This is a genomic window from Streptomyces sp. NPDC048696 (genome assembly GCF_043198895.1).
In the GTDB taxonomy this organism is placed as follows: domain Bacteria; phylum Actinomycetota; class Actinomycetes; order Streptomycetales; family Streptomycetaceae; genus Streptomyces.
Genome location: NZ_JBICVJ010000018.1, coordinates 36,847 through 61,143 on the forward strand (window position 1 = coordinate 36,847; position 24,297 = coordinate 61,143).

Consider the following 24,297-nt stretch of genomic DNA (forward strand, 5'->3'; position numbering starts at 1 on the left):
GTCAGCGCCCTCTACGCGCGCGTAGAGGGCGCTTCGGCGGCGGGATCAGTCCCGCGCGATCAGTAGCGCTGTACGGCCGGCGGGGCGGCGTAGGTGGCGCCGGACAGGCCGAGCGTCGCCTCGTAGATCTTCTTGTAGGTGCCGTCCTGGACGTGCTTCTCGATCGCGCTGTTGACGAAGTCGCGCAGCGCCTTGTCGTCCTTGTTCATGCCGACGCCGTACGGCTCCTGCGTGAACGGGTGGCCGGCCACCTTGAGCTTGCCGGAGTTGGCGGCGGCGTAGCCCTTGAGGATCGCGTCGTCGGTGGTGACCGCGTCGACCTGCTTGGTCAGCAGCTGCTGGACGCAGTCCGAGTACTTGGCGAGCTCCACGACCTTCGCGCCGTACTCCGGCTTCTTGATCTCCTGGAGCGGGGTGGAGCCGACGATCGAGCAGACCTTCTTGCCCTTGACGGTCGTCTTGTCGGTGATCGCCGTCTCGTCCTTGCGCACCAGCAGGTCGGCGCCCGCCTTGTAGTACGGGCCCGCGAAGCCGACCAGCTTCTTGCGCTTGTCGTTGATCGTGTAGGTGCCGACGTAGTAGTCGACCTGGCCCTTGGAGATCGCGGTCTCGCGGATGCCGGAGTCGACCGTCTTCCACTCGATCTGGTCGGGGGTGAAGCCCAGGTCGGCGGCGATCATCTTGGCGATCTCGACGTCGAAGCCGGAGCGCACCTTGGTCGACTGGTCCTCGAAGCCGAGGTACGGCTGGTCGGCCTTGGAGCCGATGACGAGCTTGCCGCGGGCCTTGGCGGCCTTGAAGGTCGGGGAGTCGAGGGCGACGTCCTTGGCGACCGTGTACGTGGGCAGCGCCGGGGCGCCCGACTGGCCGGGCTTGGCGGCCGTCTTGTCGCCCGCGGAGCCGGACTTGCCGCCGCAGGCGGTCGCGGTCAGCGCGAGCACAGCGATCGCCGCGAAGGCGGCGGACTGGCGGAGCTTCATGTGAACTTCCCTACGTATCGCTTGAATCACTCAGGTCGTGGGGCCGCCGGCGGTGACGCCGCGGCGGCGGGGCTGCCCGGGGCAGTCGCTCTTCGAGGTGCGCGCCCTCAGTGGTGGAGGATCTTCGACAGGAAGTCCTTGGCCCGGTCGCTGCGGGGGTTGCTGAAGAACTGGTCGGGCGCGGCCTCTTCGACGATGCGACCGTCGGCCATGAACACGACCCGGTTGGCGGCGGAGCGGGCGAAGCCCATCTCGTGGGTGACGACGATCATCGTCATGCCGTCGCGCGCCAGCTGCTGCATGACCTCAAGGACCTCGTTGATCATCTCGGGGTCGAGCGCCGAGGTGGGCTCGTCGAAGAGCATGACCTTCGGATCCATCGCCAACGCGCGCGCGATGGCGACGCGTTGCTGCTGGCCGCCGGAGAGCTGCGCGGGGTACTTGTCGGCCTGGGTGCCGACGCCGACCCGGTCGAGCAGCGCGCGGCCCTTCTCCTCGGCCTGCTTCTTCTCCGTCCTGCGGACCTTCGTCTGGCCCAGCATGACGTTCTCCAGCACCGTCTTGTGCGCGAAGAGGTTGAACGACTGGAAGACCATGCCGACGTCGGCGCGGAGCCGGGCGAGCTCACGGCCCTCCTGGGGCAGCGGCTTCCCGTCGATGGTTATCGCCCCGGAGTCGATCGTCTCCAGGCGGTTGATGGTGCGGCACAGGGTGGACTTGCCGGACCCGGAGGGTCCGATCACCACCACGACCTCGCCGCGCGCGATCGTCAGGTCGATGTCCTGGAGCACGTGCAGCGCGCCGAAGTGCTTGTTGACGTTGCTCAGCACGACCAGGTCGCCCGACGCTGGTACGGCGTCCTTGGCGTCCTTGGCCACTGATACTCCGCTCATCGGCTTCCAGCTCCGCTCTTCCTCGGTTGGGGAGGAACGTAATGCGCCGCTGCGACCAGCGTCATCACATCTGAGCGGAACTTGAGGATCACGATCGGGTAGCGAGGTCGCACTCTGCGTGAGGGGGGCGCGCGGTGCAATACCGGCTGCGTAACGGATACCGCGCTCCGGTGGGTGCCCCCTTGACTCACACTGTCGGCATGGGCGTGGATGCGGGGGTACATGCCTGTCGGGGACCACGGAAGGGGGGACGATGAGACTGCTGCTCGTCGAGGACGACGACCATGTCGCCGCGGCCCTGTCCGCCGTGCTCGCCCGGCACGGCTTCGCCGTGGTGCACGCGCGCAACGGCGAGGAGGCGCTGCGGGCGCTGCTGCCCGACGACCGCGCGCCCAAGGACCCCTTCGGGGTCGTTCTGCTCGACCTCGGGCTGCCCGACCAGGACGGCTACGAGGTCTGCGGGAAGATCCGCAAGCGCACCGCCACCCCGGTGATCATGGTCACCGCGCGCGCGGACGTCCGCTCGCGCATCCACGGGCTGAACCTCGGCGCCGACGACTACGTGGTCAAGCCGTACGACACCGGTGAGCTCCTGGCCCGGATCCATGCGGTGAGCCGGCGCACCACGGCGGGCGAGGACACCGGGGCGCTGCCCGCCGCGGCCCTGCGGCTCGGGCCGGTCCACATCGAGCTGCCGACCCGCCGGGTCAGCGTCGACGGCGAGAGCGTCCAGCTCACCCGCAAGGAGTTCGACCTGCTCGCGCTGCTCGCCCAGCGGCCCGGGGTGGTCTTCCGGCGCGAGCAGATCATCAGCGAGGTGTGGCGCACCAGTTGGGAGGGGACCGGGCGCACCCTCGAAGTGCATGTCGCGTCCCTGCGCTCCAAGCTGCGGATGCCGGCCCTGATCGAGACCGTGCGCGGCGTGGGCTACCGGCTCGTCGCCCCGGCCGCGCTGTAAGGCCCGACGTCCGCGGTGCGCGCCCGACTTCTCCCGCTGCTGATCTTCCTGCTCGCGCTCGTCCTGATGGCGCTGGGCTTCCCGCTCGCGATCAGCGTGGCCGCCGCCGAGCAGCAGAAGGTGGTCGTCGACCGCATCGACGACACCGCGCGCTTCTCGGCGCTCGCCCAGTTCGTCAGCGCCGCCGACGACAAGGACCCCAGCAGCAAGGAGCGGCTCACCACGCTGGAGGACGAACTCGCCCGCTACCACGACCTGTACGGGATCCGCGCGGGCGTGTTCTTCCGCAACGGGGTCGCCATGGCGAGCTCGCCCGCCGACTGGAGTGTGCCGGACGACAGCAAGGGCGGTGACGCCTTCCAGGAGGCGCTGGCGGGCCGCCGCAGCCACGATCCGCCCCAGGTGTGGCCGTGGCAGCGCGGACGGCTCGTGGTGGCCTCCCCGGTGGTACGGGAGGGCGATGTGATCGCGGTGGTGGTCACCGACTCGCCCACCGGGCACATGCGTTCGCGGGTGCTGCGGGCCTGGCTGCTGATCGCGGCCGGCGAGGTGGCGGCGATGCTGCTCGCGGTCGGCGCGGCCTTCCGGCTGACCAGCTGGGTGCTGCGGCCGGTACGGGTCCTGGACGCGGCCGCCCACGGCATAGCGACCGGGCGGATGAAGTCGCGGGTCGCGGCGGCCGGCGGACCCCCGGAACTCAGAAGGCTGGCCCGGTCGTTCAACGAGATGGCGGACAACGTCGAGGACGTGCTGGACCAGCAGCGCGCCTTCGTCGCCGACGCCTCCCACCAGCTGCGCAACCCGCTCTCCGCGCTGCTCCTGCGCATCGAGCTGCTCGCGCTCGAACTCCCCGAGGGCAACGAGGAGATCGCCTCCGTGCAGGCCGAGGGCAAGCGCCTGGCCCAGGTCCTCGACGACCTGCTGGGCCTGGCGCTGGCCGAGCACGCCGAGGCCGACCTGCGGCTGACCGACGTGGGCGCGCTGGCGGACGAGCGGGTGGCCGCCTGGCGGCCGCTCGCCGAGGACCGGGGGGTCCACCTGGTCGGGAAGCGGGCCGCCGTCACCGGGTGGGCGGACCCGGTGGCGCTCTCCAGCGCGCTGGACGCCGTCATCGACAACGCACTGAAGTTCACTCCCCGGGGTGAGGAGGTCAGCGTCGCCGTCGCGGCCGACGGCGAGTTCTCCCGGATCACGGTGGCCGACCGCGGGCCGGGCCTGTCCGACGACGAGCTGAGCCGGATCGGCGACCGCTTCTGGCGCGCGGGCCGCCACCAGAACGTGAAGGGCTCGGGCCTGGGCCTGTCCATCTCCCGGACGCTTCTCGCGGCGGGCGACGCCACCATCGCGTACGCCCACAACGAGCCGCACGGTCTGCGGGTGACGGTCAGCGTCCCGCGCACCTCGCCGACGGGCTGACGCCGGGCTCGCCGTTCTCGGCGGGCGCTTCGGGTTTACGGCTTGGCCGACAGGTAATAGCGGCGGGCACCGTCGTGCAGCGGCAGCGGGTCCGTATAGATCGCGGTGCGCAGGTCCACGAGCTGCGCGGCGTGCACCTCGTGGCCGATCGCGTCCCGGCTGCGGATCACCGTATGGGTGAACTCCTCGGTGAGCCCGGCGTCGGTGCGGTCGGTGGTGACGAGCAGGTTCGCTATGGCGATCGTGGGTACGGCGGTGCCATGCTGGGCCTGGGGATAGGCGTCGGCGGGCATGGTCGCGGGCCGGTAGAAGCCGGTGGTGCCGTCCTCCGCGTGCAGCGCGGCGACCAGGTCGGCCAGCGGTACGAGCCGGATCTGGGCCTCCTGGGACAGCAGCCGCACCGCCGAGGTGGGCAGTCCGCCGGACCAGAAGAAGGCGTCGATCCTCCCGCCGCGCAGCAGGTCCGGCATGGTGTCGATGCCCGCCGACACCGGCGTGATGTCCCGGGCCGGATCCAGCTTGGCGGCCGTGAGCAGCCGGTCCGCGAGCAGTCGCACCCCGGAGCCCGGCTGGCCGACGCCGACCCGCTTGGAGCGCAGGTCCGCCGTGCTGCGCACCGGCGAGTCACGTGGCACCACCAGCTGGACGTAGTCGTCGTACAAGCGGGCGCAGCCGCGCAGCCGGTCGGCGCCGGGGCTGCCGTCGCGGCGGTACTTCTCGACGGCGTCGGCGGTGGCGATGGTGAAGTCGGCCTGACCGGTTGCCACCCGCCGGAGGTTCTGCTGGGAGCCCTCACTGGTCTGCAGCTGGATGCGCACATCGGGCAGGTCGTCGGCGAGCGCCCGCTGAAGGAGCTCTCCGTAGCGCTGGTAGACGCCGGTGCGCACGCCGGTACTGAACGTGATCGTCCCCGACGGCTGGGACGCCCCGAACGGCAGCAGCCACCACAGCAGCATCCCCAACACCACCAGGCCGGCGGCCGCTCCCTGGAGGGCACGGCGGCGGCTGACGCGGAGGAGGGGCTGGAGCATGGCGCGATCCTGCCAGCTCACTCCCCGTAATGGCCAGGCCCCCGGTCGGGTAATGCGGGGCGGCGGGCGTTCGCGACCTCGTACCCTGGTGTACGAGATGAGCGAGGTAGAGGGTTTGAAAACGTACGAGGTGCGCACCTACGGGTGCCAGATGAACGTGCACGACTCCGAGCGGCTGTCGGGCCTCCTGGAGGACGCGGGCTACGTACGCGCGCCCGAGGGGGCCGACGGTGACGCCGACGTCGTCGTCTTCAACACCTGCGCGGTGCGGGAGAACGCCGACAACAAGCTGTACGGCAATCTCGGCCGGCTCGCCCCGATGAAGACGAAGCGGCCCGGGATGCAGATCGCCGTCGGCGGCTGCCTCGCCCAGAAGGACCGCGACACCATCGTCCGGCGGGCGCCGTGGGTGGACGTCGTCTTCGGCACGCACAACATCGGCAAGCTGCCGGTGCTCCTTGAGCGCGCGCGCATCCAGGAAGAGGCGCAGGTCGAGATCGCCGAGTCGCTGGAGGCGTTCCCCTCGACGCTGCCGACCCGCCGCGAGTCCGCCTATGCCGCCTGGGTCTCCATCTCCGTCGGCTGCAACAACACCTGCACCTTCTGCATCGTCCCGGCGCTGCGCGGCAAGGAGAAGGACCGCCGTCCCGGCGACATCCTCGCCGAGGTCGAGGCGCTGGTCGCCGAGGGCGTCAGCGAGATCACCCTGCTCGGCCAGAACGTCAACGCGTACGGCTCGGACATCGGCGACCGCGAGGCGTTCTCCAAGCTGCTGCGCGCCTGCGGGAACATCGAGGGCCTGGAGCGGGTCCGCTTCACCTCGCCGCACCCGCGCGACTTCACGGACGACGTGATCGCCGCGATGGCCGAGACGCCGAACGTGATGCCGCAGCTGCACATGCCGATGCAGTCGGGCTCCGACACCGTCCTGAAGGCGATGCGCCGCTCGTACCGGCAGGAGCGTTTCCTCGGGATCATCGAGAAGGTCCGCGCGGCCATTCCGCACGCGGCCATCTCCACCGACATCATCGTGGGCTTCCCCGGCGAGACCGAGGAGGACTTCGAGCAGACCATGCACGCGGTCCGCGAGGCCCGCTTCGCGAACGCCTTCACCTTCCAGTACTCCAAGCGCCCCGGAACGCCCGCGGCGACCATGGACGGGCAGATCCCCAAGGAGGTCGTGCAGGCGCGCTACGAGCGTCTGGTCGCCCTCCAGGAGGAGATCTCCTGGGAGGAGAACAAGAAGCAGGTCGGCCGCACCCTGGAGGTCATGGTCGCCGAGGGCGAGGGCCGCAAGGACGGCAGCACGCACCGCCTCTCCGGCCGCGCCCCCGACAACCGGCTGGTCCACTTCACCAAGCCGGACCAGGACGTGCGCCCCGGCGACGTGGTGACCGTCGAGATCACCTACGCCGCGCCGCACCACCTGCTGGCCGAGGGCCCGACGACGGCCGTGCGCCGCACCCGCGCGGGCGACGCGTGGGAGAAGCGCAACGCGGCTCCGGCGCAGCCCGCCGGAGTCCTGCTCGGCCTGCCGAAGATCGGCGTCCCCGAGCCGCTGCCGACGGCGACGGGCGGGTGCAGCGTCCTCTGACGGCGGTACGGCGACACGTCGCCACAGCCGCACGCCGGTACGGCGGTACGTAATGCACGCGCGCGTGGGCGCGGCTCTGGAACGGGGCCGCGCCCACGCGCGCGTTGCTGTTTCCTCGGCCCTCGCCACGCGCGCGCAGGCGCGCTTTCGCCACCCTCGCCCCTCGCGCGCGTGGCCGGTTCCCGGTGGGCACGCCGCGCGACAGCGCGGGCGCACCCACTACGCTGCGGATCATGCTCGTAGCCGCCGCCGTCTGCCCCTGTCCGCCGCTTCTGGTGCCCGCGGTCGCCGCCGGCGCCGCACCCGAGCTCGACGCGGCGCGGGCCGCCTGCGCCGACGCGGTCGGGCTGCTCGCCGCGTCCCGGCCCGATCTGCTGGTCGTGGTCGGCCCCGCCGATCAGGACGGGCGCGGGCCGTATCCCCAGGGCGCCCCCGGGTCCTTCGCGGGCTTCGGGGTCGACCTGCGGGCCCGGCTCGGCGCCCCGGAACCCGACGGTGACGCGCGAGGCGACGGTGCCGCGCGCGAGGAGCGGGAGCTGCCGCCCTCGCTCGCCGTCGCCGCCTGGCTGCTCGAACGCGCCGACTGGTCGGACGCGCCGGTGGAGGGCCTGGGCGTCGGCGAGCCGCTGGAGGCGGCGCGCTGCGCGGAGGCGGGCCGTGAACTGGGCGGCCGGGCCGACCGGGTGGCCCTGCTCGTGATGGGCGACGGCAGCGCCTGCCGCACCCTGAAGGCCCCCGGATACCTGGACGAGCGCGCGGCCGCCTTCGACGAAGGCGTGGCGAGCGCGCTGGGCGCCGCCGACACGCGCGCGTTGATGGCGCTGGACACGGAGCTCGCGTCCGAGCTGAAGGCGGCCGGGCGAGCCCCCTGGCAGGTCCTCGCGGGCGCCGCCGAGGGCGCGGGGCTCGCCGGCCGGCTGCTGTACGACGACGCGCCGTACGGCGTCGGGTATTTCGTCGCGGTCTGGTCCTGACCCGGCGAGGCGCGACCGGGCACCTGCCCGAAGCGACGACGGCACCGAAGGCACCCCGGGGTGCCGGACCGCGCCGGTCATGCGCCATGCGACGTGGCGCTCCCGGGACACCGGCGGGGACACACACGGGGACGGCCGCGGAGCTCAAGTGCTCCGCGGCCGTCCCCGACGTGATCAGGCCGCCGCCGGTGGCTTCCCGTCGTCGTCCTTGTGCGCGATCCGGTCCAGGGCTTCCTTCGCCTTCCCGGTTCCCGATTCGATCTTGTCGCTGTACTTGCCCTTGGTCTTCTCGTCGACCGTCTTGGCGACCTTCTCCAGCCCTTGCCCGATCTTGTCCTCGTGCTGCTGCGCGAAGTCCGAGACCTTTTCCTTGGCGGGGGCCAGCTTGGCCTTCAGGTTGTCCAGGAAGCCCATGTGGTCACCTTCCCTCTGCCCTCGTCTCGGCGGTCGTGACGCGCCCTCGACTCGGGGACCGTGCGGAGTACATGCCTGCGTCGGCCAGCCTACTTGCGGGCGCCCTCACCGGCCTCGTTGTCCGCCGCCTCCTCCGCGGACTGCTGCTTCGGAATCTCCACGCCCTCGGCGGCCGCGCCTTCGGCGGGCTCCGCCTCCGCTGCTTGAGCCGCGGCCTCGGTCGACTCCGGAGCCTCGGCCGTATCGCCCTCGGCGGCCTCCTCGGCCGTCAGGGTGGCGGGCTTGGCCTCCTCGGTTGACTCCGCGACAGCCTCCTCGGCCTTGCGACGAAACCTTGCAAAAACGCCCATATCTACTCCATAGCGTACTCGTGTGGGCGAAATCCCGCGCCATCCGGAGCGCCTCATTGCGTCGCCCGGGGCTACCGGTTCGGCAAACCGGCGGTCGGAACCTCGCAACAGGCAACGAACCCGCATGCGCCCCGTCACGTAGCTCGTTCGGGGATGGCCGCGGAGGTTTGCGAGACTGTGGCAGTGAGAACTGCAGCTCCCGCACCGCGGGTCATCGCCGTCGTCGGCCCCACCGCGGCCGGAAAGTCCGATCTGGGTGTCTTCCTGGCCCAGCAGCTCGGCGGCGAGGTCGTCAACGCCGACTCGATGCAGCTCTACCGGGGGATGGACATCGGCACCGCCAAGCTGACGCTCGAAGAGCGCGGCGGCGTCCCGCACCACCTCCTCGACATCTGGGACGTGACCGAGCCCGCCAGCGTCGCCGAGTACCAGAAGCTGGCCCGCGCCGAGATCGACCGGCTGCTCGCCGAGGGCCGCACCCCGGTCCTCGTCGGCGGTTCCGGCCTCTACGTACGCGGCGCCATCGACGTACTGGAGTTCCCGGGCACCGATCCCGAGGTACGCGCGCGTCTGGAGCGGGAGCTGGAGCAGGACGGTCCGGGCGCGCTGCACCGGCTGCTGGCCGAGGCCGACCCCGAGGCCGCCCGCGTGATCCTGCCCGGCAACGGCCGGCGGATCGTGCGCGCCCTGGAGGTCATCGAGATCACCGGCAAGCCGTTCACCGCCAACCTGCCCGGCCACGAATCCGTGTACGACACCGTGCAGATCGGCGTCGACGTCGGCCGCCCCGAGCTCGACGAGCGCATCGCCGTCCGGGTCGACCGGATGTGGGAGGCGGGACTCGTCGACGAGGTACGGGAGCTGGCGGCGCGCGGGCTGCGGGAGGGCCGCACCGCGTCCCGGGCCCTCGGCTACCAGCAGGTGCTCACCGCCCTCGCGGGGGAGTGCACCGAGGACGACGCGCGCGCCGAGACCGTCCGCGCCACCAAGCGCTTCGCGCGCAGGCAGGACTCCTGGTTCCGCCGCGACCCGCGCGTGCACTGGCTCAGCGGCGCCGCCGAGGACCGCGCGGAACTCCCGCACCGGGCGCTGGCGTTGGTCGAACGGGCGGTCACAGCCTGATCACGTGATGGCATCGGGACGCACCACCGGTCATTTGGGCCCCCGCGCGCGTGCCATCATCGAGCTCGATCGACCAGTGGAGTCCGAGTTGGGAGGGCGCGTGGCGATGGAGGCCGGCCCTCGCGACCGAGAGCAGGGACCGCAGAACGACGCTGGGCGACCGGGTCCTTCGGAAATGACAGCGATGTCGGAGGGGCCGGACGTGAGCGACGTGGGAGCGGAGCCCGCGCACGGCGACCTCCCCGAGCCCCGTCCCGCCGAGCTGAGCCTGCCGCCCCTGGGCCCGGCCGTCCCCGGCGCCGTCGGTCTCACCCCCGACGGTCCCCAGGACGAGGGCGTGGTCGCCGACGGCGGTGAGGTCGAGGTCGAGATCCGCCCCCAGCGCAGGCTGCGGATCTGGCAGCTCGCCCCGATCGTGATGCTCGCGGCGATGGGCTCCTTGATGTTCGCCTTCCCGCTCGCCTTCGAGTTCGGCGACGGCGGTCCGGTCGTCGCCATGCTCGGCCTCCTGATCAGCTGCTGCGCCGCCGGGTGGGGCATGATGGCCGCCCGTCGGGTCGGCTACACCTGGCCCGGGCTGCCCGCGCGCGGCTCCGGGGAGCGGCCCGACTGGCGGGTCATCGGGCTGTACGTGGCGGGCCTGGGCGTGGCCGTCGCGCTGGCCGTGTGGCGGGTCGCCCGGCTGCGCTGAGCAGCCCGGTGCGCCGTTGTCCACAGCCCCCGGCCGGTTGTCGGCGCCTCACCGTACGATTGATCGCGTGAACAACACCTCGCCGCTCACGTTCCTCAAGGGCCACGGGACCGAGAACGACTTCGTCATCGTCCCCGACCCCGACAACGCCCTGGACCTGCCCGCGTCCGTCGTCGCCCGTCTCTGCGACCGCCGGGCCGGCATCGGTGGCGACGGGCTGCTCCACGTGGTGCGCAGCGCCGCGCACCCCGACGCGCGGGCGATGGCCGACGAGGCCGAGTGGTTCATGGACTACCGCAACGCGGACGGCTCGACAGCCGAGATGTGCGGCAACGGGGTGCGGGTCTTCGCCGGCTACCTCCAGCGCGCCGGGCTCGTCGAGGGCGGCGACCTGGCGATCGCCACCCGGGGCGGCGTGAAGAAGGCGCACATCGCCAAGAGCGGCGACATCACCGTCTCCATGGGCCGCGCCGTGCTGCCCGCGGACGGCGTCACCGTCACGGTCGACGGCCGCAGCTGGCCCGCGCGCAACGTCAACATGGGCAACCCGCACGCGGTCGCCTTCGTGGCGGACCTGGACCACGCGGGCGAGCTGCGCCAGGTGCCGCCCTTCAGCCCCGCCGAGGTCTACCCCGACGGCGTGAACATCGAGTTCGTCGTCGACCGCGGTCCCGGCCATGTGGCGATGCGGGTGCACGAGCGGGGCTCGGGCGAGACGCGCTCGTGCGGCACGGGCGCGTGCGCGGTCGCGGTCGCGGCGGCGCGCAGGGACGGCGTGGACCCCACCGTCACCGGCGTCCCCGTGACGTACACGGTGGACCTGCTGGGCGGCACGCTGGTGATCACCGAGTACCCGGACGGGGAGATCGAGATGACCGGGCCCGCCGTCGTCGTAGCCGAAGGCGTGATCGACCCGGCGCTCATTGAAACGGCTGTGGCCTGAACCTTCGCTCGAATGGGTGATCCGGTTCACGCTGAGCGAGAGCCGGACTGCGCCACGTGGTGGGGTCGGTAGCATCAAGCACCGGCCCGGAGGGCACGCCTGCCTTTCCACCGCCGGTCGATGCTGCCGGAGGTGCCCCATGAGTGCAGAGGCCACGAATCCTGACGCGCAGAGTCGCCGACGCGGCCTTCCCAGGATCGACCTCCGCAGGCTGGGCCGGGCCGCGCTGCTCGGCCCCACCTCCCGCGACCGGCTGCCCGACGCCATCGGCCATGTCGCCGAGGCGCACCGGGCCCACCATCCCGACGCCGACCTGGCGGTCCTGCGGCGGGCGTACGTGCTCGCGGAAACGTCCCACCGGGGCCAGTTCCGCAAGAGCGGCGAGCCGTACATCACGCATCCCCTCGCGGTCACCCTGATTCTTGCCGAACTGGGCGCCGAGACCACCACGTTGACCGCCTCGCTGCTGCACGACACCGTCGAGGACACCGAGGTGACGCTCGATCAGGTGCGGGCGGAGTTCGGCGAGGAAGTCACCTATCTGGTGGACGGCGTGACCAAACTGGAGAAGGTCGACTACGGCGCGGCGGCCGAGCCCGAGACCTTCCGCAAGATGCTGGTGGCCACCGGCAACGACGTACGCGTGATGTCGATCAAACTGGCCGACCGGCTGCACAACATGCGCACCCTGGGCGTGATGCGTCCGGAGAAACAGGCGAGGATCGCCAAAGTCACCCGTGACGTACTCATTCCCCTCGCGGAACGGCTGGGGGTGCAGGCGATCAAGACCGAGCTGGAGGATCTGGTTTTCGCCATCCTGCACCCCGAGGAGTACGAGCACACGCGGGCCCTCATCGCGGCCAACTCGGGCACCGAGGACCCGCTCACCACCACCGCCGACAGCGTGCGGGGAGTGCTGCGCGAGGCGGGCATCAGTGCCGAAGTCCTCATCAGGCCGCGGCACTTCGTCTCCGTCCACCGCGTCCGGCTCAAGCGCGGCGAGCTGCGCGGCACCGACTTCGGGCGCCTGCTCGTGCTGGTGAACGAGGACGCCGACTGCTACGCGGTCCTGGGCGAACTGCACACCTGCTTCACCCCGGTGATCTCCGAGTTCAAGGACTTCATCGCCGCCCCCAAGTTCAACCTGTACCAGTCGCTGCACACGGCCGTGGCGAGCTCCGACGGCGCGGTCGCCGAAGTCCTCATCCGCACCCACCAGATGCACAACGTCGCCGAGGCCGGGGTCGTCGCCCTCGGCAATCCGTACGCGGGGGGCGGCCCCGGCGACGGCGCCGACGCACCGGCCGGCGAGCGCGAGGACCCCACCCGGCCCGGCTGGCTCTCGCGCCTGCTGGACTGGCAGCAGAGCGCGCCCGATCCCGACACCTTCTGGTCCTCCCTACGGGAGGAGTTGGCGCAGGACCGCGAGATCACCGTGTTCCGCGCCGACGGCCGCACCCTGGGCCTGCCGGCCGGTGCCAGCTGTGTGGACGCCGCGTACGCGCAGTACGGCGAGGACGCCCACCGCTGCATCGGCGCGCGCGTGAACGGACGCCTGGCGACGCTCAGTACGGTGCTCGGCGACGGCGACACCGTGCAGCTGCTGCTCGCCCAGGACGCGGCGTCCGGGCCCTCGCCGCAGTGGCTGGAGCACGCCAGGACCCCGGCCGCGCGGATCGCCATCACCGGCTGGCTCGCCGAGCACCCCGAGGGCGTCAAGGTGCCCGCCGCCGCGCCCCGGCCGCAGGTCTCGGTGGCCACCGACCGGCGCAGCGCCGCCAACGCGGTCACCGATCTGCCGGAGGCGACGGTACGGCTCGCGGGCTGTTGCACGCCGGTGCCGCCGGACGCGGTCACCGGGTTCGCGGTCCGCGGCGGCGCGGTCACCGTGCACCGCGAGGAGTGCCCGGCGGTGGCCCGGATGACGGCGCTGGGGCGGGCCAGGGTCGGGGTGCGCTGGGGCGACACCGCCGCCTGCCGGGTCACGCTGGTCGCCGAGGCGTTCGGGCGGCCCAGGCTGCTGGCCGACCTCACCGAGGCCATCGCCACGGCGGGTGCCGCGATCGTCTCGGCCACCGTGGAGCCGCCCAGCGAGCAGCGGGTGCGGCACACGTACACCCTCCAGCTGGCGGACGCCGCCGAACTGCCCGCCCTGATGCGGGTGATGCGTGACGTGGCGGGCGTGTACGACGTGACCCGCGCCCAGCATCCGGCCGCCGCGGGCTGAACCGACGGGCCGACGCTCGTTCGGGTGGGAGTGATGCGCGTCGGAGCCGCGGCCGAGGTCCGTACTGGTAGCGGTAGGGCATGCTGCTCTCCCTCCGTCAGCGCTCCCTCCGTCCACACGCCTCCCGTCCGCACTCCTCGCGTCGGCTGCGTGCCGCCCTGCTGGCCACCGCCGCGACCTGTGTCCTCGCCGCGGCCCCGCCCCCCGTGGCCCCCGCGGGCATCGGCGATCCGCTCTTCCCGAACCTCGGCAACCCGGGCTACGACGTCTTCTCGTACGACATCGGATTCACCTATCAGGGCGACAACACCAAGCCGATGGAGGCCGTGACCACCATCGACGCGCTGGCCACCGACTGGCTGCAGCGGATCAACCTCGACTTCGCGCGCGGCACCGTCCACAGCGTCGAGGTGGACGGGCGGCCGGCGGCGTTCGCGAGCGCCGACGAGGACCTGGTGATCACCCCCGGGCACCCGGTGTACGCCGGGCACCAGATGCGGATCACGGTCCGGCACACCAGCGACCCGGGCGCGGGCGGGGACGGCGGCTGGGTGCGCACCAGCGACGGCCTGGTGATGGCCAACCAGGCCGACGCCGCGCACCGCGTGTTCCCGTGCAACGACCACCCCTCCGACAAGGCCCTGTTCACCTTCCACGTCGACGCCCCGAAGGACTACACGGTCGTCGCCAACGGGCTGCCCGTCGGCCGCGAGCGGGCCGGCAACCGCGTCCTGTCCACGTACCGAACCGAACACCCCATGGCCACCGAGCTGGCCCAGGTGTCGATCGGGCGCTCGGCGGTGCTGCACCGTGAGGGGCCGCACGGGCTGCCGGTGCGCGATGTCGTCCCGGCCGCGGACAAGGGGCGACTGGAGCGCTGGCTGAAGAAGACGCCGGACGAGATCGCGTGGATGGAGCGGCTCGTCGGGCCGTACCCCTTCGAGACGTACGGCGTCCTCATCGCGGGCGCGGACACCGGCTTCGAGCTGGAGACGCAGACCCTGTCGCTCTTCGAGCGCTCGCTGTTCGTGCGGCCCGGCTTCCCCGAGTGGTACGTCGACTCGGTGATGGTGCACGAGCTGGCGCACCACTGGTTCGGCGACAGCGTCTCCCCGCGCGCGTGGTCCGACCTCTGGCTCAACGAGGGGCACGCGACCTGGTACGAGGCGCTGTACGCGCAGGAGCGCGGCAAGCGGCCCATGGAGGCGCGGATGCGCGAGGCGTACCGCCAGTCCGACGGCTGGCGCGCGCAGGGCGGCCCGCCCGCCGCTCCCAAGCCGCCCGCCCCCGGCCAGAAGATCAGCATCTTCCGGCCGGTCGTCTACGACGGCAGCGCGCTCGTGCTGTTCGCGCTGCGTGAGGAGATCGGGACGCCGAGGTTCGAGGAGCTGGAGCGGCGCTGGGTGAGCGAGCACCGGGACGGGACGGCCACCACCGCCGACTTCGTCCACCTGGCGTCCGAGGTCGCCGGACGCGATCTCGCGCCGTTCCTCCAGGGCTGGCTGTACGGGGCGAAGACACCGCCGATGCCCGGGCACCCGGACTGGCACGGCGCCGCGCCCGTGGCGGGGCGCACCGCCGCACCCCGCCACGCCTGACCCGTACCGGCGCGGAAACCGGGATGACGGCCCCGGCGGCACCGTGCGACCATCGACCAGTCGAACGGCGCTGCCGGGCCGGATTCCGTACGGGAATCTTTCGTAGCCATTACGCGTTGTGACCGACGTAACCCGAATTCCAACGACGTAAGGATCCAATGACCTCCTCTTCATCCCCTTCCCAGGACGAGCAGAGCTTCGCGGAGAAGAACCGCACCGAGAGCCTTCGGGCCGATGCCCTGATGGAAGAGGACGTCGCCTGGAGCCACGAGATCGACGGCGCGCGGGACGGCGATCAGCTCGACCGCTCCGAGCGCGCGGCCCTGCGGCGCGTGGCGGGCCTCTCCACCGAGCTGGAAGACGTCACCGAGGTCGAGTACCGGCAGCTGCGCCTGGAGCGCGTGGTGCTGGTCGGCGTCTGGACCACGGGCACGCTGCAGGACGCGGAGAACTCGCTGGCGGAGCTCGCGGCGCTGGCCGAGACGGCCGGTGCCATGGTGCTCGACGGCGTGTACCAGCGCCGTGACAAGCCCGACCCGGCCACCTACATCGGCTCCGGCAAGGCGCAGGAGCTGCGGGACATCGTCCTGGAGTCCGGCGCCGACACCGTGGTCTGCGACGGTGAGCTCAGCCCCGGCCAGCTCATCCATCTCGAAGACATCGTCAAGGTGAAGGTGGTCGACCGGACCGCGCTGATCCTCGACATCTTCGCCCAGCACGCCAAGTCCCGAGAGGGCAAGGCACAGGTCTCGCTCGCGCAGATGCAGTACATGCTGCCGAGGCTGCGCGGCTGGGGCCAGTCGCTGTCGCGGCAGATGGGTGGTGGCGGCTCCGGCTCGTCCGGCGGCGGCATGGCCACCCGTGGTCCCGGTGAGACCAAGATCGAGACGGACCGGCGGCGGATCCGCGAGAAGATGGCGAAGATGCGCCGGGAGATCGCGGAGATGAAGACCGGCCGCGAGATCAAGCGCCAGGAGCGCCGGCGCAACAAGGTTCCCTCGGTCGCCATCGCGGGCTACACCAACGCCGGCAAGTCCTCGCTGCTCAACCGCCTCACGGGCGCGGGCGTGCTGGTGGAGAACGCGCTGTTCGCCACCCTCGACCCGACCGTGCGCCGGGCCGAGACCCCCAGCGGGCGGCTCTACACGCTGGCCGACACCGTCGGATTCGTCCGGCACCTGCCGCACCACCTGGTCGAGGCGTTCCGCTCCACCATGGAGGAGGTCGGCGACTCCGACCTGATCCTGCACGTGGTGGACGGCTCGCACCCGGCTCCGGAGGAGCAGCTGGCCGCCGTGCGCGAGGTGATCCGCGAGGTGGGCGCCGTCGACGTGCCCGAGATCGTGGTGATCAACAAGGCGGACGCGGCCGACCCGCTGGTCCTCCAGCGCCTGCTGCGGATCGAGAAGCACTCCATCGCGGTCTCGGCCCGTACGGGCATGGGCATCGAGCAGCTGCTCGGCATCATCGACGCCGAACTGCCGCGCCCCGAGGTCGAGATCGAGGCGCTCGTGCCGTACACGCACGGACAGCTGGTCTCGCGCGCGCACGCCGAGGGCGAGGTGATCTCCGAGGAGCACACGCCGGAGGGCACCCTGCTCAAGGCGCGGGTGCACGAGGTACTGGCGGCGGAGCTCGCTCCGTACGTACCGGCGAAGCACTGACCGTACGTAGTACGGAGCACTGACAGCGCGGAATGTCGCGCGGTGGGCATGGACGAGGCCCGCCCTCTCCTTCCGGAGGGGGCGGGCCTCGCCGCTCGCGGCGTCAGCTCACGGCCTCACGGCCTTACTGGCCGCCGTACTTCTGGCTCATCTGGGTCAGGAGCTGCTGGGCTCCGGCGCCCAGCTGCGGACCGGCCAGCCAGCCCGAGGTGACCGGGCCGATCGAGGTGTTGGAGACGAGCTCCGCCTTGCCGTCGGCGCCGGTGATGAACCAGCCGCCGCCGGAGGAGCCGCCCGTCATCGTGCAGCCGATGCGGTACATCGGGGCGGTGCCGGGGCTGACCGTGAGGCGCCCGGGACGGTCGATGCACTTGAACATCTTCACGCCGTCGTACGGCGGGGCCGCCGGGTAGCCCCAGGCGCCCATCGCCGAGATGGAGCTCACGGCGGGCGTCGAGAAGTTGACGGTCAGGGCGTTGCCGACCGTCTCCTCAAGGGACTTGGTGCCGTTCTCCGGCTTCACGTGCAGCACGGCGTAGTCGTTCGCGGCACCGGCGCCGCCGGTCGGACCGCCGCCGGAGATCCACTCGTTGGAGGTGGAGACCCAGTCGGCCCAGTACGCGCCGTACGGGGCGACCTCCTGCGGCTGCGCGTTCTGCAGCTGCGCCGGCGACTTGCCCTGGTCGTTGTAGGCCGGGACGAAGGCGATGTTGCGGTACCAGCCGCCCTGGGCGCCCTGGTGGACGCAGTGACCGGCGGTCCACACGAGGTTGGACTTGCCGGGGTGCGCCGGGTCCTTCACGACCGTGCCCGAGCAGACCATGGGGCCCTTGGGGGAGTCGAAGAAGACCTTGCCGACCGGGGCGGCGTAGTTGTGGTACGGCAGGCTCTCGGCCTTGGCCTGGACCGGGCGCGGCTCCGGGTCGGTGACGCCCTGGCCGCCGCTGATGTCACTGGCGTCCATGGTCTTCTGCGGGTCCTTGGCGGACTTCATCCGCTCGGGCTTCCACAGACCGGCGATGACCGGGTTGACGAAGTCCTTGGCGTCGCGCAGCCACTTGGACTTGTCCCAGTTCTTCCAGTCGCCGTTCTTCCACTTGTCGAGGTCGACACTGTGCTTCTTGAGGGTGTCGGAGACATCGGCGGGAAGACCCGAACCGCCCTTGCCCTGGGCCGTGCTGGACGCGGACGGCTTGCTGTCCGCGTTGTCGCCGCCGGGGCCGCACGCGGTGGCCGTCAGCGCGAGAGCCGCCACGAGGCCGGTGGAGGCCAGCAGCGGACGTATGGATCGCATGGAAACGATTCCCCCTGAAGGATTTGCTCTTGCCGTGATCACTCGCCGAGCGGTACGGCCGTGTGGCACCGCCGTACCGGCGTGCCGTGACAGCGAGTATTGCCATGGGCACGTCATGTTGGGAGACGGGGTCTTCCGGGACCGCCGTTTCGCAGCCCCCCACTATGCCGGTAGTTCGTGAGGGTTTCGCACAGGGGTCCCGGAGCTCTGGTGCAGAGATCCGGGACCCCTCATCGGGACTACTGTCCCGCGTACTTGCCGCTCACCGAGTCGTAGACGCCCTTGGCCTCCTTGCCCAGGCGCGGACCCGCCAGCCAGCCGGCCGTCACCGGGCCGATGGAGGTGTTGGAGACCAGCGCGGGCTTGCCGTCGGCGCCCGCCGCGATCCAGCCGCCGCCGGAGGAGCCGCCGGTCATCGTGCAGCCCAGGCGGTACATCGTCGGCAGGGCGGCGTCCAGCGAGAGCCGGCCCGGCTTGTCCTTGCACTGGTACAGCTTCTGGCCGTCGTACGGCGGCGCGGCCGGGTAGCCGTTCGCCGTCATGCTCGCGATCTTCGGCACCGCCGGAGCGTTGAAGTCGACCGGCAGCGCCGAACCGACCGTCTCCTCAAGGGACTTGCCGCCCTTGCCCTTCTCGGGCGTGACGTGCAGCACCGCGAAGTCGTACGGAGCGCCCTGGCCGCCGGTCGGGCCGCCGCCCTCGATCCACTGCTGCGAGGTCTGCGCCCAGTCGGCCCAGAACACGCCGTACGGGGCGATCTGCTCCCGGGTGGCCTTCTTCAGCTGGGCGAGCGGCAGATCGGCGTTGTTGTACGAGGGCACGAAGGCGACGTTGCGGTACCAGCCGCCCTTGGCGCCCGCGTGCACGCAGTGGCCCGCCGTCCAGACCATGTTGGACTTGCCGGGGTGCGCCGGGTCCTTCACGACGGTCGCGGAGCAGACCATCGAGCCCTCGGGGCCGTCGAAGAAGAGCTTGCCGAGCTCCGGCAGGCTCTGGTGGTACGGGGCCTGCTGCGCCCGGGCCTTCACCGGCAGCGGGGTCGGGTCCGTGACGCCCTTGTCGCCGGAGATGTCGTTGGGGACGGGCGTCTGCGGCGGCTTGTCGGCCTTGCGCATCCGGTCCGGGTCCCACAGGCCCGCGATGATCGGGTTGACGAAGTCCTTGGCCTCACGCAGCCACTTGGACTTGTCCCAGTTCTTCCACTCGCCGTTCTTCCACTTGTCCGGGTCGATCCCGTGCTTCTTGAGCTGGCCCAGGACGTCGTCCGGGATCTGCAGGCCGTTGTCGCCGCCCGCCGTCGCCGAGGAGGTCGGCTTGGCGTCGGCCTTGTCGTCGCCGCCCGGGCCGCAGGCGGTGGCGGTCAGCGCGAGCGCGGCCGTGAGGCCGAGCGCGGCCAGCGCGGGGGCGGTCCGGCGAGCTGCGCGCCGCTCACCCCGTGCGGCGAAGGTCGGACGTGTCGGTCGCATGTTCTTGATCCCCCTGGGACTTCGGTACTGACGTTGCTTCGGTACTGCTCTGGAACTGCTCGGTATTGCTCAGGTGCTGCTCAGGTACTGCTTCGTGCTGACGCTGCTCACGCGCGGCGCGGCCACAGTTGCCGCACCACTCGTTGGTTACTGAAGCGAACTCCCGGCTCGCGCGAAGCCGGTGGCCCACTCGTCCCGGCCGAAAAGTACCGGCCGAAGTGCGGCCACCACTATGCCGGTGCCGATGGGGACGGTACGCGGCAGGGCCCTGGTTCCGCTCCTCAAGGATCTTCGCGGTTGCCCGTGATCCCCCGGCCCCGGCGTCGTTGGTACGTACGGGGGACAACACGACAGCGTTCAGCCCCACCGTTCGCACCGGGCAACGGACGTGCCACGGAACCGTCACAGCGGACCGGGCGCGAGGGGCACAGCGGGCACATGGCAACACACCGGACAACAGCCCGGACACCGCACATCAGGGCCAGCGCGGCAGGGACAGCACAGCGGGGCGCACAGCATGGGAGGACCAACAGTCGTGGCCGTGACCGAATCCGCTCCGGCGCCGTCGAGGGACGCGGCCGCGACCGTGCCGCCGCAGCCGGCGCCCGCCGCGCACGAGAGCATTCTGCGGCGGCAGTCGCTGCGCGAGTCGGCGGCCCGGACGTATGCCCGGTCGCTGCCCATCGTGCCCGTGCGGGCCCGCGGGCTGACGATCGAGGGGGCCGACGGGCGGCGCTACCTCGACTGCCTCGCGGGCGCGGGCACCTTGGCGCTCGGCCACAACCACCCGGTCGTGCTGGAGGCGATCAGAAAGGTCATCGACTCCGGCGCACCGCTGCACGCGCTGGATCTCGCCACCCCGGTCAAGGACGCCTTCACCACCGAGCTGTTCGCCACCCTGCCGCGCCCCCTCGTCGAGCACGCCCGGATCCAGTTCTGCAGCCCGGCCGGTACGGACGCGGTGGAGGCCGCCCTGAAGCTGGTCCGCACGGCCACCGGCCGCAGCGGGCTGCTCGCGTTCACCGGGGCGTACCACGGCATGACGGCCGGCGCCCTGGAAGCCTCCGGCGGCGCCCGCGACGTGCGCGTGACCCGGCTGCCCTACCCGCAGGACTACCGCTGCCCGTACGGGGTCGGCGGCGAGCGGGGCGCCGAGCTCGCGGCCCGCTGGACCGAGAGCCTGCTGGACGACCCCAAGGGCGGAGTGCCCGAACCGAGCGCGATGATCCTCGAACCGGTGCAGGGCGAGGGCGGGGTGAACCCGGCGCCGGACTCGTGGATGCGCCGGATGCGCGACATCACGGCGGCCCGGTCGATCCCGCTCATCGCCGACGAGGTGCAGACGGGCGTGGGGCGCACCGGGGCCTTCTGGGCCGTCGAGCACAGCGGGATCGTCCCGGACGTGATGGTCCTGTCGAAGGCCATCGGCGGCTCGCTGCCGCTGGCCGTGATCGTCTACCGCGACGACCTCGACGTCTGGCAGCCCGGCGCCCACGCCGGCACCTTCCGGGGCAACCAGCTCGCCATGGCGGCCGGCGCCGCCACTCTCGCGTACGTCCGTGAGAACCGGCTCGCCGAACGCGCGGCGCTGCTCGGCGACCGGATCCTCGACCGGCTCGAAGGCCTCGCGGCGGACCATCCCTGCGTCGGCGACGTACGCGGCCGGGGACTGATGATCGGCGTCGAACTCGTGGACCCCGAGCGCCTGGACGCGGCCAGCGGCGTCCCCGTGGCCGCGCCCGCGCTCGCCACCGCCGTCCAGCGCGAATGCCTGCGGCGCGGCCTCATCGTCGAGATCGGCGGCCGCCACTCCAGTGTCGTGAGGCTGCTGCCGCCGCTCACCCTCACCGACGAACAGGCCGACGCCGTCCTCGACCGGCTGGCCGACGCGCTGGCCGCCGCCGAGCGAGCGACGCACCACCGGACCGATCCCGGGCCGTCCCACTGACCCGGACCACCACACAAGGAAGCCCACCGTGACCCGCATCCCCGCGCCCGAAGCGCCCGACGGCTCCGGCCGTCCCACCGCCCCCTGCGGTCCCCTCGTGGCAGAGGCGGCGACGGTGCCGCGCCAGAAGGCGGGGATCCACGGTGAACGGCTCACGCCTCCCGACGCGCGCGGCGCCGACCTCCTGGACGACCCGGACCCGGCGATGGCCGCCGAAGCCGCCGCCGTGGAGAACCTGCTGCGCTGCTGGGTACGGGAGAACGACCTGGCCGAGCCCGCCGGGGCCGTACTACGCGTCCCGCTCGGCGCCAGCGGCACCGCTCTCCTGGTCCCCGTCCGGTACTGGTCGGCCACCGGATGGCACCGGTTCGGGATGCCGGAGCTCGACGGCGCCCCGGCCGACGCCCCGGCCGTCGACGCCGTCACCGTCGCCGCCCTCATCGGGCGCGAGGCCGGACTGCGCGACAGCGCCGACCTGGTGGGCCGGGTCGCCGACTCGGTCCGCCGCACCGCCCACTTCATCGCCGAGCGGCGCCGCGACCCCGGCCCCGCCGACGCGGCCGACCTCTTCCTCTCCGCCGAGCAGTCCCTCCTCCTCGGCCACCCCCTGCACCCCACCCCGAAGAGCCGCGAGGGGCTGTCCGAGGCCGAAGAGCGGTGCTATTCGCCCGAGTTGCACGGCGCGTTCCCGCTGCACTGGATGGCCGTCGACCGTTCCGTCCTCGCCGCCGACTCGGCCTGGACGGACGAGGGCCGCCCGGTCGCCGCCGATGAACTCACCACCCGGCTCGCCGACGGGCTGAGCGTCCCCGCCAACACCGTCCCACTGCCGCTGCACCCCTGGCAGGCCCGGGAGCTCGCACATCAGCCGGCCGTCGCCGAGCTCCTGGACGCCGGATTCCTGCGCGATCTGGGTCCGCACGGCAGCCCCTGGTACCCCACCTCCTCCGTGCGTACGGTGCACCGGCCCGGCGCCGACGCGATGCTCAAGCTCTCCCTCGGTCTGCGCATCACCAACTCCCGCCGCGAGAACCTGCGCAAGGAGCTGCACCGGGGCGTGGAGGTGCACCGGCTGCTGCGCGCCGGACTCGCCGAGCGGTGGCAGGCCGCGCACCCCGGCTTCGACATCGTCCGCGACCCCGCCTGGCTCGCCGTCGACGCCCTGGACGGCCGGCCGGTGCGCGGGCTCGACGTGATGATCCGGCACAATCCGTTCGGCCCCAGCGACGACGCCGTCTGCATCGCGGCGCTCACCGCACCGCGCCCGCTGCCCGGCCGGCCGGGGCCCGCGATGCACTCGCGCCTCGCCGACATCGTGGCCAGGCTCGCCGCCCGCACCGGCCGCCCCACCCCGGCCGTCGCCGCCGAGTGGTTCCTGCGCTACCTCGACCAGGTCGTCCGCCCCCTGCTCTGGCTGGACGCCACGGCGGGTATCGCGCTCGAAGCCCACCAGCAGAACACCCTGGTGCTGCTCGACCCGGACGGCTGGCCGGTCGGCGGCCGCTACCGCGACAACCAGGGCTACTACTTCCGCGAGTCCCACCGCGCCGCCCTGGAGCGCCTGCTGCCCGGCGTCGGCGCCGACAGCGACACGTTCGTCTCCGACGCCGTCACCGACGAGCGCTTCGCGTACTACCTCGGCATCAACAACGTGCTCGGTCTGGTCGGCGCGTTCGGCGCCCAGCGGCTGGCCGACGAGCGCGTACTGCTCGCCGCCCTGCGGCAGTTCCTCAGCCGGGCGAGCGCGCTCGGCACCCCGCTGCCCGCCCAGCTCCTGGACAGCCCGACCCTGCGCTGCAAGGCGAACCTGATGACCCGGCTGCACGGCCTCGACGAGCTCGTGGGCCCGGTCGACACCCAGTCCGTGTACGTCACGATCGCCAACCCCCTGCACACCAGCGGAACGTGACCTCACGGCCCACAGACGAGAGGAGCGTCGGCGTGCCTTCCACCGATGCGAGCACCGAGGCCGGTACCGGTCCCGTCCCGGAGACCGGCGACGCCGAGGACACCCTGGATCTGCACCTGCCCGATGAACTCCTCTCCGGGGCCGGGCCCGCAGCGGTCCCCGTGAGCATCGCGAAGCCGTCGCCGGAGGCGATCGGCGCATACGGCCCGATCGGCGAGGACCTGCTGGATTCCCCCGGATCCTGGGACCAAGTCAGCACCTCCGTGGGCGACTTCAGGCTCGTGCCGGTACGCGTCGAACGCGACCTCGCCTTGCTGAGCGGCTGGATGAACGATCCCGCCGTCGCCGCCTTCTGGGAGCTGGCCGGGCCGGACTCGGTCACCGCCGCCCATCTGCGCCCCCAGCTCGACGGCGACGGGCGCAGTGTCCCCTGCCTCGGCCTGCTCAACGGCGCCCCGATGAGCTACTGGGAGATCTACCGGGCCGACCTCGACCCGCTGGCCCGCCATTACCCGGCCCGCCCGCACGACACCGGGATCCACCTCCTCATCGGCGCCGTCGCCGACCGGGGGCGCGGCGTCGGCACCACGCTGCTGAGGGCCGTCGCCGACCTCGTCCTCGATCACCGGCCGCACTGCTCCCGGGTCGTCGCCGAGCCCGATCTACGGAACACCCCTTCCGTATCCGCCTTCTTGAGCGCCGGGTTCCGGTTCGCCGCGGAAGTCGAACTCCCCGACAAGCGGGCCGCCTTGATGGTCCGCGACCGCGCGCTCAGGAACCTGCTGTGAACACACCGCCGCTCTCGACGCACCGCGTACACCGCAT

The 24,297-nt window shown here is 72.0% G+C and carries 20 protein-coding genes; 13 read left to right on the forward strand and 7 right to left on the reverse strand.

The genetic code is table 11. The features are described 5' to 3' along the window. Positions 1-59: 59 nt before the first annotated feature. Complete coding sequence (locus ACGFRG_RS30370) at positions 60-980, reverse strand: glutamate ABC transporter substrate-binding protein (RefSeq protein WP_361429841.1); 921 nt, start codon at positions 978-980, stop codon at positions 60-62. 107 nt (positions 981-1,087) lie between these two features. Continuing rightward, positions 1,088-1,873, reverse strand: a complete 786-nt coding sequence (locus tag ACGFRG_RS30375) for an amino acid ABC transporter ATP-binding protein (protein ID WP_361429843.1) — start codon at positions 1,871-1,873, stop codon at positions 1,088-1,090. A 253-nt stretch (positions 1,874-2,126) separates the two neighbouring features. Between ACGFRG_RS30375 and ACGFRG_RS30380 the strand changes: the two genes are divergently transcribed. Together ACGFRG_RS30380 and ACGFRG_RS30385 are read left to right on the forward strand one after the other, a co-directional pair. After that, the gene (locus ACGFRG_RS30380) at positions 2,127-2,831 is read left to right on the forward strand and encodes a response regulator transcription factor (protein ID WP_361429845.1); all 705 of its coding nucleotides are present in this window, start codon (positions 2,127-2,129) and stop codon (positions 2,829-2,831) included. A 15-nt stretch (positions 2,832-2,846) separates the two neighbouring features. After that, the gene (locus ACGFRG_RS30385; protein WP_361429847.1) at positions 2,847-4,247 is read left to right on the forward strand and encodes a HAMP domain-containing sensor histidine kinase; all 1,401 of its coding nucleotides are present in this window, start codon (positions 2,847-2,849) and stop codon (positions 4,245-4,247) included. 35 nt (positions 4,248-4,282) lie between these two features. Here the strand turns inward: ACGFRG_RS30385 and ACGFRG_RS30390 are convergent, their stop codons facing one another. After that, positions 4,283-5,278 (reverse strand): TAXI family TRAP transporter solute-binding subunit, encoded by a 996-nt coding sequence (locus tag ACGFRG_RS30390; RefSeq protein ID WP_393269054.1) that lies wholly within the window; start codon positions 5,276-5,278, stop codon positions 4,283-4,285. A 97-nt stretch (positions 5,279-5,375) separates the two neighbouring features. Here ACGFRG_RS30390 and miaB point away from each other — a divergent pair, with 97 nt between their 5' ends. Together miaB and ACGFRG_RS30400 are read left to right on the forward strand one after the other, a co-directional pair. Further along, the gene (miaB, locus tag ACGFRG_RS30395) at positions 5,376-6,872 is read left to right on the forward strand and encodes a tRNA (N6-isopentenyl adenosine(37)-C2)-methylthiotransferase MiaB (RefSeq protein ID WP_393269060.1); all 1,497 of its coding nucleotides are present in this window, start codon (positions 5,376-5,378) and stop codon (positions 6,870-6,872) included. 233 nt (positions 6,873-7,105) lie between these two features. After that, positions 7,106-7,846, forward strand: a complete 741-nt coding sequence (locus ACGFRG_RS30400) for a class III extradiol dioxygenase subunit B-like domain-containing protein (RefSeq protein WP_393269063.1) — start codon at positions 7,106-7,108, stop codon at positions 7,844-7,846. Positions 7,847-8,020: 174 nt separating this feature from the next. Here ACGFRG_RS30400 and ACGFRG_RS30405 read toward each other — a convergent pair whose 3' ends face one another. Together ACGFRG_RS30405 and ACGFRG_RS30410 are read right to left on the reverse strand one after the other, a co-directional pair. After that, on the reverse strand, positions 8,021-8,260 hold the full coding sequence (locus tag ACGFRG_RS30405) for an antitoxin (protein ID WP_361429855.1): 240 nt from the start codon (positions 8,258-8,260) through the stop codon (positions 8,021-8,023). An 89-nt stretch (positions 8,261-8,349) separates the two neighbouring features. Further along, complete coding sequence (locus ACGFRG_RS30410) at positions 8,350-8,610, reverse strand: hypothetical protein (protein WP_393269066.1); 261 nt, start codon at positions 8,608-8,610, stop codon at positions 8,350-8,352. A gap of 183 nt (positions 8,611-8,793) precedes the next feature. On the opposite strand from ACGFRG_RS30410, the gene miaA reads away from it, so the two are divergent. The 6 genes from miaA (at position 8,794) to hflX (ending at position 16,855) form a co-directional block, all read left to right on the forward strand. Continuing rightward, complete coding sequence (gene miaA, locus ACGFRG_RS30415) at positions 8,794-9,732, forward strand: tRNA (adenosine(37)-N6)-dimethylallyltransferase MiaA (protein WP_393269069.1); 939 nt, start codon at positions 8,794-8,796, stop codon at positions 9,730-9,732. A gap of 100 nt (positions 9,733-9,832) precedes the next feature. Next, positions 9,833-10,423: a hypothetical protein gene (locus tag ACGFRG_RS30420; protein WP_393269071.1), complete on the forward strand. Its 591-nt coding sequence runs from the start codon at positions 9,833-9,835 to the stop codon at positions 10,421-10,423. 67 nt (positions 10,424-10,490) lie between these two features. Continuing rightward, on the forward strand, positions 10,491-11,366 hold the full coding sequence (gene dapF, locus ACGFRG_RS30425; protein ID WP_393269074.1) for a diaminopimelate epimerase: 876 nt from the start codon (positions 10,491-10,493) through the stop codon (positions 11,364-11,366). A 139-nt stretch (positions 11,367-11,505) separates the two neighbouring features. Further along, complete coding sequence (locus ACGFRG_RS30430; RefSeq protein ID WP_393269077.1) at positions 11,506-13,593, forward strand: RelA/SpoT family protein; 2,088 nt, start codon at positions 11,506-11,508, stop codon at positions 13,591-13,593. A gap of 80 nt (positions 13,594-13,673) precedes the next feature. Further along, complete coding sequence (locus tag ACGFRG_RS30435) at positions 13,674-15,191, forward strand: M1 family metallopeptidase (RefSeq protein ID WP_393269080.1); 1,518 nt, start codon at positions 13,674-13,676, stop codon at positions 15,189-15,191. A 158-nt stretch (positions 15,192-15,349) separates the two neighbouring features. Then, entirely contained in the window at positions 15,350-16,855 is a 1,506-nt protein-coding gene (gene hflX / locus ACGFRG_RS30440; RefSeq protein ID WP_361429867.1) for a GTPase HflX, read from the forward strand. Positions 16,856-16,979: 124 nt separating this feature from the next. Here the strand turns inward: hflX and ACGFRG_RS30445 are convergent, their stop codons facing one another. Both ACGFRG_RS30445 and ACGFRG_RS30450 read right to left on the reverse strand, forming a co-directional pair. Beyond that, positions 16,980-18,149, reverse strand: coding sequence for a trypsin-like serine peptidase (locus tag ACGFRG_RS30445; RefSeq protein ID WP_393269083.1), 1,170 nt, complete (start codon positions 18,147-18,149; stop codon positions 16,980-16,982). Between the two features lie 239 nt (positions 18,150-18,388). Continuing rightward, positions 18,389-19,615: a trypsin-like serine peptidase gene (locus tag ACGFRG_RS30450; RefSeq protein WP_393269086.1), complete on the reverse strand. Its 1,227-nt coding sequence runs from the start codon at positions 19,613-19,615 to the stop codon at positions 18,389-18,391. Positions 19,616-20,132: 517 nt separating this feature from the next. Here ACGFRG_RS30450 and ACGFRG_RS30455 point away from each other — a divergent pair. From ACGFRG_RS30455 to ACGFRG_RS30465, 3 genes are read left to right on the forward strand one after another with little or no spacing between them, the layout of a single operon-like run. Next, complete coding sequence (locus ACGFRG_RS30455) at positions 20,133-21,563, forward strand: diaminobutyrate--2-oxoglutarate transaminase family protein (protein ID WP_393269089.1); 1,431 nt, start codon at positions 20,133-20,135, stop codon at positions 21,561-21,563. A 28-nt stretch (positions 21,564-21,591) separates the two neighbouring features. Further along, positions 21,592-23,472, forward strand: a complete 1,881-nt coding sequence (locus ACGFRG_RS30460; protein ID WP_361429874.1) for an IucA/IucC family protein — start codon at positions 21,592-21,594, stop codon at positions 23,470-23,472. A 32-nt stretch (positions 23,473-23,504) separates the two neighbouring features. Next, entirely contained in the window at positions 23,505-24,260 is a 756-nt protein-coding gene (locus ACGFRG_RS30465; RefSeq protein WP_361429876.1) for a GNAT family N-acetyltransferase, read from the forward strand. Positions 24,261-24,297: the final 37 nt, after the last annotated feature.

Bases quoted from the DNA above. Each gene is read 5' to 3' on its own strand.
- ACGFRG_RS30370 (WP_361429841.1), bottom strand. From the start codon at position 980: ATGAAGCTCCGCCAGTCCGCCGCCTTCGCGGCGATCGCTGTGCTCGCG.
- ACGFRG_RS30375 (WP_361429843.1), bottom strand. From the start codon at position 1,873: ATGAGCGGAGTATCAGTGGCCAAGGACGCCAAGGACGCCGTACCAGCG.
- ACGFRG_RS30380 (WP_361429845.1), top strand. From the start codon at position 2,127: ATGAGACTGCTGCTCGTCGAGGACGACGACCATGTCGCCGCGGCCCTG.
- ACGFRG_RS30390 (WP_393269054.1), bottom strand. From the start codon at position 5,278: ATGCTCCAGCCCCTCCTCCGCGTCAGCCGCCGCCGTGCCCTCCAGGGA.
- miaB (WP_393269060.1), top strand. From the start codon at position 5,376: ATGAGCGAGGTAGAGGGTTTGAAAACGTACGAGGTGCGCACCTACGGG.
- ACGFRG_RS30400 (WP_393269063.1), top strand. From the start codon at position 7,106: ATGCTCGTAGCCGCCGCCGTCTGCCCCTGTCCGCCGCTTCTGGTGCCC.
- ACGFRG_RS30405 (WP_361429855.1), bottom strand. From the start codon at position 8,260: ATGGGCTTCCTGGACAACCTGAAGGCCAAGCTGGCCCCCGCCAAGGAA.
- ACGFRG_RS30410 (WP_393269066.1), bottom strand. From the start codon at position 8,610: ATGGGCGTTTTTGCAAGGTTTCGTCGCAAGGCCGAGGAGGCTGTCGCG.
- ACGFRG_RS30430 (WP_393269077.1), top strand. From the start codon at position 11,506: ATGAGTGCAGAGGCCACGAATCCTGACGCGCAGAGTCGCCGACGCGGC.
- ACGFRG_RS30435 (WP_393269080.1), top strand. From the start codon at position 13,674: ATGCTGCTCTCCCTCCGTCAGCGCTCCCTCCGTCCACACGCCTCCCGT.
- hflX (WP_361429867.1), top strand. From the start codon at position 15,350: ATGACCTCCTCTTCATCCCCTTCCCAGGACGAGCAGAGCTTCGCGGAG.
- ACGFRG_RS30445 (WP_393269083.1), bottom strand. From the start codon at position 18,149: ATGCGATCCATACGTCCGCTGCTGGCCTCCACCGGCCTCGTGGCGGCT.
- ACGFRG_RS30450 (WP_393269086.1), bottom strand. From the start codon at position 19,615: ATGCGACCGACACGTCCGACCTTCGCCGCACGGGGTGAGCGGCGCGCA.
- ACGFRG_RS30455 (WP_393269089.1), top strand. From the start codon at position 20,133: ATGGGAGGACCAACAGTCGTGGCCGTGACCGAATCCGCTCCGGCGCCG.